This is a genomic window from Dietzia sp. Cai40 (assembly GCF_014145165.1).
In the GTDB taxonomy this organism is placed as follows: Bacteria; Actinomycetota; Actinomycetes; order Mycobacteriales; family Mycobacteriaceae; genus Dietzia; species Dietzia natronolimnaea.
Genome location: NZ_JAALEB010000387.1, coordinates 1 through 8,954, shown reverse-complemented (window position 1 = coordinate 8,954; position 8,954 = coordinate 1). Strand labels below are relative to the sequence as shown.

Sequence of the window (8,954 nt, the reverse complement as noted above, 5' to 3'; positions counted from 1 at the left end):
GGGCGGGCCGGGGGGGCTGGACGGCGGTGCCGCGCCCATCCCCGGGCCGGGGGCGGGGGTGAAGGGCGCGGCGAGACGGTCGTCGAATCTCGCGCACCCGGCCGTCGCGACGGCCAGGACCACCAGCAGCGAGAGCGATCTCATGGCGACAATCCTACGGTGCGCCGTGTCCTGGGTGCGGGTGCCGGGGAAGCGGCCTATGGTCGCATGGTGACTTCCTCAAAGCCCGGAGACGACGCCCGAACCGAGATCATCCACGATGTCGACTACCCGCTCGACGTCCCCAGCGCGACGGGGGCCGGTTCCGGCACGGGGACCGCGGACTCGGCGACCACGGCTTTCCCCGCGGCGGGTCGGACGGACTACTCGCAGTTCTCGGAGTCCGGGGGATACGACACGTCGGCGCCGTTGCCGTTCGGCGACCAGCCCACGACGATCGACCCCGCCCCCCGCGACGAGATCTCCCGGCGCGGCACGACCGATTTCGGGTTGTTCCTCCTCCGACTCGCCGTGGGCGTCCTCCTGTCCATGCGTGGTCTGCAGAAGCTCTTCGGCCTGTTCGGCGGCCCGGGACTCGACGGATTCACGCAGACCCTCACCGAGTCGGGTTTCGAGCAGGCGCGACTCCTCGCGATCGCCGGCGGGGTCGTCGAGCTGGTCGCGGGGATCCTGCTCGTCGTGGGCCTGGCGACGCCGGTCGCGGCGGCCGGGTTGCTCGGGCTGGTCGGGTTGGGCCTCGCGGTCCGGCTGACCGGTGACGACCCCGTGCCGCTCCTCGGCGAGACGACCCGTGGGCTCGAGACGTCGATCCTGTACGTCGCCGCCCTGCTCGCACTCCTCTTCGCGGGAGCCGGACGCTGGTCTGTCGACCGCAAGTGGCGGTGGTCGCACCGCCCCCGGTTCAGCGGAGTGATCTGGCTGCTGCTGGCCGTGATCGCGGCAGGGGTGATCTGGTACCTGCTCAACGGCAGCAACCCGTTGATGTCCACGACCGACAGCCCGGCGGTCACCGCGGGCTGACCGCGGCGGCGGGCCGTGGAGGTCAGCCCGGCAGGATCCGCACGGCACCCTTGTCCGCGGACGACGCCATCGAGGCGTACGCCCGCAGCGCGGTGGAGACCTTCCGCTCGCGGTGGACCGGACGCCACGGGAGGGGTCCCTTCTCGGCCCGGCGACGGTCCAGCTCGTCGTCGTCGACCTCCACCGAGATGGATCGTGTGGCCACGTCGATCGTCACGACGTCTCCGTCCCGGATCAGTCCGATCGGGCCGCCGGCGGCGGCCTCGGGGGCGATGTGCCCGATGGACAGTCCCGACGAGCCGCCTGAGAAGCGGCCGTCCGTGATCAGGGCGCACCTGGTGCCCAGGCCGGCGCCCTTGATGAACGCGGTGGGGTGGAGCATCTCCTGCATGCCCGGGCCGCCGGCCGGGCCCTCGTAGAGCACCACGAGCACCTCGCCGGGCTGCAGGGTCTTGTCCAGGATCACCGACACCGCCTGCTCCTGCGACTCCACGACCCGCGCCGGGCCGCTGAAGTGGAAGTTCGCCTCGGACACGCCGGCGGTCTTGAAGACCGATCCGTCCGGCGCGATGTTGCCGCGGAGCACGGCCAGCCCGCCCTCGGCGGTGGCCGGGTGCTCGACCGAGTGGATGCAGCCGTCCACGGCGTCCGTGTCCAGCGACTCCCAACGGTTGTCCGTGGAGAACGGCTCGATGGTGCGGACCCTGCCGGGTGCGGCGTGGAACAGCTCGATCGCCTGCTCGGTGGCGGTACCGCTGCGGATGTCCCAGTCCGCGATGTGCTGTTCGAGAGAGGGGGAGTGCACCGAGTGGACGTCCGTCTCCAGCAGACCGCCGCGGTACAACTCGCCGAGGATCGCCGGGATGCCACCGGCCCGGTGGACGTGCTCCATGTAGTAGTCCGAGTTGGGTGCGACCTTGGCCAGGCACGGCACCCGACGGGAGATCTGCTCGATGTCGTGGAGATCGAAGTCGACCTCACCCTCCTGCGCGGCGGCGAGGATGTGCAGCACCGTGTTGGTGGACCCGCCCATGGCCACGTCGAGCGTCATGGCGTTGGCGAAGGCCTCCTTGGTGGCGACCGACCGCGGCAGGACCGAGGCGTCGTCGTCCCGGTAGTAGCGGTGGCAGAGGTCCACGATGACCCGGCCGGCCTCGGCGAAGAGCTCGCGCCGTGCGCTGTGGGTGGCCAGAGTGGAGCCGTTGCCCGGCAGCGACAGGCCCAGGGCCTCCGTGAGGCAGTTCATCGAGTTGGCCGTGAACATGCCCGAGCAGGAACCGCAGGTGGGGCAGGCCGAGCGTTCGATCGCGTCGAGGCCCTCCTGGTCGACCGCCGAATTGGCCGAGGCGGAGATCGCGGTGACGAGGTCGGAACCGGCCTTGACCACGCCGTCGACGACCACCGAGAAGCCGGACTCCATGGGGCCGCCGGAGACGAACACGGTCGGGATGTTCAGACGCATCGCCGCGTTGAGCATCCCCGGCGTGATCTTGTCGCAGTTCGAGATGCACACCAGGGCGTCGGCCGTGTGCGCGTTGACCATGTACTCGACGGAGTCGGCGATGATCTCGCGGCTGGGAAGCGAGTACAACATCCCCGCGTGACCCATGGCGATGCCGTCGTCCACGGCGATGGTGTGGAACTCGCGCGCGACGCCACCCGCCGCGGTGATCTGCTCGGCGACGATCTCGCCGACGTTCTTCAGGTGCACGTGCCCGGGGACGAACTGCGTGTACGAGTTGGCGACCGCGATGATCGGTTTGCCGAAGTCGGCGTCCGTCATGCCGGTGGCGCGCCAGAGGGCGCGGGCCCCCGCCGCATTGCGTCCGGCGGTGCTGGTGCGGGACCTCAGGGCGGGCATGGGACCTCGATCCGGTTCGGGAGACGACGGGACGGGCGTCCCGGGTGGGCAGTCCTGCGATCAGGCCTGCGGGCGGCCCCGTGACGTGGGCGGGGACGCTCCGGGGGACGGGTACACGATACCCGCGGTGGCAGGAGTAACTTCGTCTCGGTCGGCCGTGTGGTCGACCGGCGTTCCACACGAATGAGGATCACCATGACCGACTCCGGCCACACCGGCGGCTTCCGCGAGTTCGCCTCACACTCGGCGGGCGCGGTGGTTCTGGTCTGCGGACTGTTCTTCCTGCTGTCGTTCATGTATCTGGGCGGCACCGCGGATCCCCAGGCCCACGCCCGACACATTCCCGTGGCGGTGGTGGACTCCGACCGCGGAGCCTCGTTGGACACGCCGATCGGCGTGCGGGACCTCGACGTGGGATCGCAGATCACCGCCGGCCTGCTCCAGAACAACGACTGGGAGAAGATCCGGCTGCACGTCGTGGACCCCGGGACGGCGGAGGAGGGACTGCGTGACGGATCGTACTTCGGGGCGATCAGGATCCCCGCCGACCTGAGCGAGCGGGTGGTCGGTCTGGTCGAGGCGGCGGCCACCGAAGAGGGGGATGCGGCGGAACCTCCCGCGCCCGCGCGGGTCACGGTCGAGTACTCGCCCCGCGTCTCCATCGTGTCGAGCCAGGTGATGAACACCATGGCCGAGGCGATGCAGGAGTCGTTCCGCGACCGGATGGGCCCCAGGTTGCTCGCCGACTCACAGTTGCTCGCCGAGGCGGAGGGCAGGACGATCGGCGCCGCCGCGACCCTCGCACTCCAGGACCCGGTCGGGATCGACGTGACCGCGTGGAACCCGCTGCCGGAGGGGGTGTCGAACGCCTCGCTGCCGATGTTCTACGCGCTGATCGTGATCCTTGCGGGCTTCACCGGGGCGATGATCATCTCCGCCGTGCTCGACGCCCGGCTCGGGTTCATCCCCCTGGAGATCGGACCTCTGGCGCTGCACGTGCACGTGGCCCCGTTCGGCCGGCTCCAGACGCTGGCCCGCAAGTGGGTGGTCACACTCGTGACGGCCCCGCTCGTGTCCGGGCTCTGCCTTCTCGTCGCCCACATCATCGGGGTCACCGGGTACGACCCGTGGCACATGTTCTGGTTCTCGAACCTCGTGATCGTCGCGGTGGGGGTGTGTGCACACACGATCATCGCGGCGATCGGGAACGCCGGGCTGTTGGTCAACCTGGTCGTGTTCGTGGTGCTGGGGATACCGACGTCGGGCGGAGCCACCCCGACGCAGATGCTGCCGCAGGTGTTCGTCGCGATCGGCAACCTCCAGCCGATGCACCAGGCCTACCTCGGACTGCGGTCGATCATGTTCTTCGACTCGAGTTGGGACGCGGGCCTGGGGCACGCGGTGTGGGTCCTCGGCGGCTGGGCGGTGGCCGGACTGCTCGCGGGGGTGGCGGTCACCCTCGCCTACGAGCGCATGGGCCTGCGCCGCCAGGCCGTCGCCGACCGTGTTCCGGCGGGCGGTCGCTCTCTCGACCGGCGCTCAGGAGGTGCTGTCGGTTCGCGGGGCGCCGTCCGTCCGGGAGGCGCCGTCCGTCGGGGCGGCGCCGTAGGGGTCGCGGATGCGCCCCCGGCTGGCGACGGAGAGCCGGGGGAGATCGTGGAACGAGACCCCGCCCATCGGGAGTGAGTCATCGGTGGTGGTGACGAGGCGGGCGAAGCCGCTCTTCGGGAACAGCACCCCCTTGACCTCCTCCCAGGGAACGGACCTGCTCGCCCGCCACGTCGACAGGTGGACCCCGTCCTCGTCGATCCTGGTGTGGGTCCGTGCGACCCACCAGCCGAATCCGATCGGGAGCAGCACGAGCCATCCCAGAGCGACGGGATAGGCGGTGACGGGCCAGAGGATCGCCAGGACGACGATGGCGATGACGGCGTAGGACATGGGGTTGACCCGGAAGAGTGCGCGGTCGGTGGGCGTGGACTCCGGGTGGGGTGCTCTGAATGCGGCGCTCATGGTGCCCTCCACTGTCTCACGGTCCACTATGTGGGATCCAGTTTCCACGAGTTGACGACCGTGACGGACGGGGCCTAACCTGAGCGCGTGAACACCTGGAACGGTCTAGTACTCGGCCGGCGCGTCGGCGCCTGAGCCGCTACCTGGCTTTCCGTCGACGCGCACCCTCGCCGGCCCCCGTGGCCGTCGGGGGTTTTTTGTTGCCGGGTTCCCCTGGTCCCACCGGACCGGGTGCGGCGACGAACGTCAGCTCCACGACCACCATGAAGGACAGTTGAAGTGAGCGCACCAACGGCACAGCCCGGACCCCGTCCGGGTGCAGAGCACAGGGCCCGGTCCGCGGCCCCCGAGCGGATGACGGGCGCCCAGGCGGTGGTCCGGTCCCTCGAGGAGATCGGCACCGAGGTCGTCTTCGGTATCCCCGGCGGCGCGATCCTGCCCGTCTACGATCCCCTCTACGACTCGGTCAAGGTCCGACACGTGCTGGTCCGGCACGAGCAGGGCGCAGGGCATGCGGCCACCGGGTACGCGCAGGCCACCGGCCGGGTCGGCGTCTGCATGGCCACCTCGGGCCCCGGGGCCACCAACCTCGTGACGCCGCTCGCGGACGCGCAGATGGACTCGGTTCCGATCGTCGCCATCACCGGGCAGGTGGGCACCGCGCTCATCGGCACCGACGGCTTCCAGGAGGCCGACATCTCCGGCATCACCATGCCGATCACGAAGCACAACTTCCTCGTCTCGCACGGCGAGGACATCCCGCGGATGATCGCGGAGGCGTTCCACATCGCGCAGACCGGCCGACCGGGCGCGGTGCTGGTGGACATCCCCAAGGACGTCCTGCAGGCCGAGATGACGTTCTCGTGGCCGCCGGAGATGAAGCTGCCCGGGTACCGCCCGGTCACCAAGCCCCACGGCAAGCAGATCCGCGAGGCGGCCCGGCTCATCGCCAAGGCCCAGCGCCCGGTCCTGTATGTCGGCGGCGGGGTGATCAAGGCCGACGCCTCCGCGGAGCTGCTGGCATTGGCCGAGCTGTCGGGGATCCCGTTGGTCACCACCCTGATGGCCCGCGGTGCGTTCCCCGACTCGCACCGGCTGCACTACGGCATGCCCGGCATGCACGGCACCGTCGCGGCGGTCGCCGCGCTGCAGCGGTCTGATCTGCTCGTCACGCTGGGCGCCCGTTTCGACGACCGGGTCACCGGCCAGCTCGACACCTTCGCCCCCGACGCCAAGGTCATCCACGCAGACATCGATCCGGCGGAGATCGGCAAGAACCGCGCGGTCGACGTGCCGATCGTCGGCGACATCAAGGAGGTGCTGGTCGAGCTCGTCGAGACGCTGCGCGGCGAGCGCGACTCCGGAGCGCTCGCCGAGCCCACCGCCTGGGTGGGGCAACTGGACGAGATCCGCTCCGAGTACCCCCTCGGATACGGACCGCAGTCGGACGGTTCGCTCTCCCCGGAGTACGTGATCGAGCGCCTCAGCGCGGCAGCGGGCCCCGACGCCGTCTACTGCGCAGGCGTGGGCCAGCACCAGATGTGGGCCGCGCAGTTCGTCCAGTACGAGAAGCCGCGCACGTGGCTCAACTCGGGCGGGCTCGGGACCATGGGGTACTCGGTCCCCGCGGCGATGGGGGCCAAGTTCGGTCGTCCCGACGCCGAGGTGTGGGCCATCGACGGCGACGGGTGCTTCCAGATGACCAACCAGGAGCTCGCCACCTGTGCGATCGAGGGCGCCCCCATCAAGGTGGCGCTGATCAACAACGGCAACCTCGGCATGGTCCGCCAGTGGCAGACGCTGTTCTACGATCAGCGCTACTCGCAGACCGACCTGTCGACGCAGTCCAAGCTCATCCCCGACTTCGTCAAGCTCGGCGAGGCCCTCGGGTGCGTGGCGTTCCGCTGTGAGCGCGCCGAGGACGTCGACGAGGTCATCGCCAAGGCCCGCGAGATCAACGACCGCCCGGTGCTCATCGACTTCATCGTGGGCAAGGACGCCCAGGTGTGGCCGATGGTCGCGGCGGGTACGTCCAACGACGAGATCATGGCGGCGCGGGACATCCGGCCGCTGTTCGACGACACCGATTCCGTGGCGGACGACGCCGCGGACGTCCACGAGGTGACCGAGCGGATCGACGCCGCCGTGCTCGCCGCCCAGGAGGAGGACCAGTGACCGCCCGCTCCCACACCCTGAGCGTGCTGGTGGAGGACAAGCCCGGCGTGCTCGCGCGCGTGGCGTCGCTGTTCTCCCGGCGCGGGTTCAACATCGAGTCCCTCGCGGTGGGCCCCACCGAGACCGACGGGCTCTCACGCATGACGATCGTCGTGGCCGTCGAGGACTTCCCCCTCGAACAGGTGACCAAGCAGCTCAACAAGCTGGTCAACGTCATCAAGATCGTGGAGCAGGACCCGGCCGGTTCGGTCGCCCGCGAACTCACCCTGGTCAAGGTCCGCGCCGACACCACCAACCGTGGCCAGATCGTCGAGATCGCCAGTCTGTTCCGCGCCCACATCGTGGACGTCTCCCCGGAATCGCTCACGCTCGAGGCCACGGGTACCCCCGACAAGCTCGACGCGCTGCTGCGGATGCTCGACGGCTACGGCATCCGCGAGATCGTGCAGTCCGGCATGGTCGCGCTGGGACGCGGCCCCAAGTCCATCACCACCACTCGATAGTCTCGACTCCTACACAAGTCCCGGCTACACGAACCAACACGAAGGGAATCCACCATGGCAGTGGAGATGTTCTACGACGACTCGGCGGATCTGTCGCTGATCCAGGGCCGCAAGGTCGCCGTCATCGGTTACGGCTCGCAGGGGCACGCGCACTCGCTGAGCCTGCGCGACTCCGGCGTCGAGGTCGCGATCGGTCTGCGCGAGGGCTCCAAGTCCCGCGCGAAGGCCGAGGAGGCCGGCCTCGAGGTCATGACCGCCGCCGAGGCCACCAAGTGGGCCGACGTCATCATGCTGCTCGCCCCCGACACCTCGCAGGCGCAGATCTTCACCGAGGAGATCGAGCCCAACCTGAACGACGGCGACGCGCTGTTCTTCGGCCACGGCCTCAACATCCACTTCGGTCTGATCAAGCCCGCCGAGGGCGTCACCGTCGCGATGGTCGCCCCGAAGGGGCCCGGCCACCTGGTGCGCCGTCAGTTCGTCGACGGCAAGGGCGTCCCGGCGCTCATCGCCGTCGAGCAGGACCCGAAGGGCGAGGGCGAGGCGCTCGCGCTGTCCTACGCCAAGGCGATCGGTGGCACCCGCGCGGGCGTCATCAAGACCACCTTCAAGGACGAGACCGAGACCGACCTGTTCGGTGAGCAGGCCGTGCTGTGCGGCGGCACCGAGGAGCTCGTCAAGACGGGCTTCGAGGTCATGGTCGAGGCCGGCTATGCACCCGAGCTCGCCTACTTCGAGGTGCTCCACGAGCTCAAGCTCATCGTCGACCTCATGTACGAGGGCGGCATCGCGCGGATGAACTACTCGGTGTCCGACACCGCCGAGTTCGGCGGCTACCTCTCCGGCCCGCGCGTCATCGACGCCGGCACGAAGGAGCGCATGAAGGAGATCCTGTCCGACATCCAGGACGGCACCTTCACCAAGCGCCTCGTGGCCAACGTCGAGGGCGGGAACAAGGAGCTCGAGCAGCTCCGCAAGCAGAACGCCGAGCACCCGATCGAGGTCACCGGGCAGAAGCTGCGCGACCTGATGAGCTGGGTCGACCGGCCGATCACCGAGACCGCCTGAGACCCCTGTAGGGTCCACCGGGATCGATTCCCGAGCTTCAGGAGGACCGCCGTGCGCCACTTCAACCGAGGAGTGGGGGCGGCGGTCCTCTCGTTCTGCCTGGTCTTGTCCACCGCCGCGTGCACATCGGGAACGGACGAGGACGGGCCGGGGATCACCGCCGCTCAGGTCGACGGTGCGAGGATCGCGGTCGACGCGGACTCCTCCGGCGTCGAGACCACCCGTCTCCTGGTGGAGGCCGCCCCGGTGGTCGTGGTGGCCGCGCCGGACGAGGCCGCCCAGGCCCGCGCGGCGTCCGTGGCGGTGGGGCTGCG

At 69.8% G+C, this 8,954-nt stretch carries 6 protein-coding genes and 2 pseudogenes; 6 read left to right on the top strand and 2 right to left on the bottom strand.

Annotated elements, in window-relative coordinates; all coding sequences use genetic code 11:
- Positions 1–207: 207 nt before the first annotated feature.
- Positions 208–1,020 carry a DoxX family protein gene (locus tag G6022_RS14090; protein WP_179525523.1) on the top strand — a complete coding sequence of 271 codons (813 nt, stop codon included), beginning with the start codon at positions 208–210 and terminating at the stop codon, positions 1,018–1,020.
- 22 nt (positions 1,021–1,042) lie between these two features.
- On the opposite strand, the gene ilvD is transcribed toward G6022_RS14090, so the two are convergent.
- Positions 1,043–2,881 carry a dihydroxy-acid dehydratase gene (gene ilvD / locus G6022_RS14085; RefSeq protein WP_182639046.1) on the bottom strand — a complete coding sequence of 613 codons (1,839 nt, stop codon included), beginning with the start codon at positions 2,879–2,881 and terminating at the stop codon, positions 1,043–1,045.
- Positions 2,882–3,076: 195 nt separating this feature from the next.
- Between ilvD and G6022_RS14080 the strand changes: the two genes are divergently transcribed.
- A complete protein-coding gene (locus G6022_RS14080; protein ID WP_179525521.1) occupies positions 3,077–4,567 on the top strand; it encodes a DUF3533 domain-containing protein in 1,491 nt (496 codons plus the stop codon).
- Here the strand turns inward: G6022_RS14080 and G6022_RS16950 are convergent.
- Positions 4,553–4,822, bottom strand: a pseudogene (locus G6022_RS16950) (PH domain-containing protein); the annotation flags it as partial. The gene G6022_RS14080 and the pseudogene G6022_RS16950 sit on opposite strands and share 15 nt — an antisense overlap.
- Positions 4,823–5,173: 351 nt before the next feature.
- On the opposite strand from G6022_RS16950, the gene G6022_RS14075 reads away from it, so the two are divergent.
- The 4 genes and pseudogenes from G6022_RS14075 to G6022_RS14060 all read left to right on the top strand — a co-directional run.
- Complete coding sequence (locus G6022_RS14075) at positions 5,174–7,069, top strand: acetolactate synthase large subunit (protein ID WP_179525520.1); 1,896 nt, start codon at positions 5,174–5,176, stop codon at positions 7,067–7,069.
- Positions 7,066–7,572 carry an acetolactate synthase small subunit gene (ilvN, locus tag G6022_RS14070; protein WP_179525519.1) on the top strand — a complete coding sequence of 169 codons (507 nt, stop codon included), beginning with the start codon at positions 7,066–7,068 and terminating at the stop codon, positions 7,570–7,572. The genes G6022_RS14075 and ilvN overlap by 4 nt, the downstream gene beginning before the upstream one ends.
- Before the next feature lie 54 nt (positions 7,573–7,626).
- Positions 7,627–8,640 carry a ketol-acid reductoisomerase gene (gene ilvC, locus G6022_RS14065; RefSeq protein WP_182638764.1) on the top strand — a complete coding sequence of 338 codons (1,014 nt, stop codon included), beginning with the start codon at positions 7,627–7,629 and terminating at the stop codon, positions 8,638–8,640.
- 51 nt (positions 8,641–8,691) lie between these two features.
- A pseudogene (locus G6022_RS14060) lies at positions 8,692–8,954 on the top strand (hypothetical protein); the annotation flags it as partial.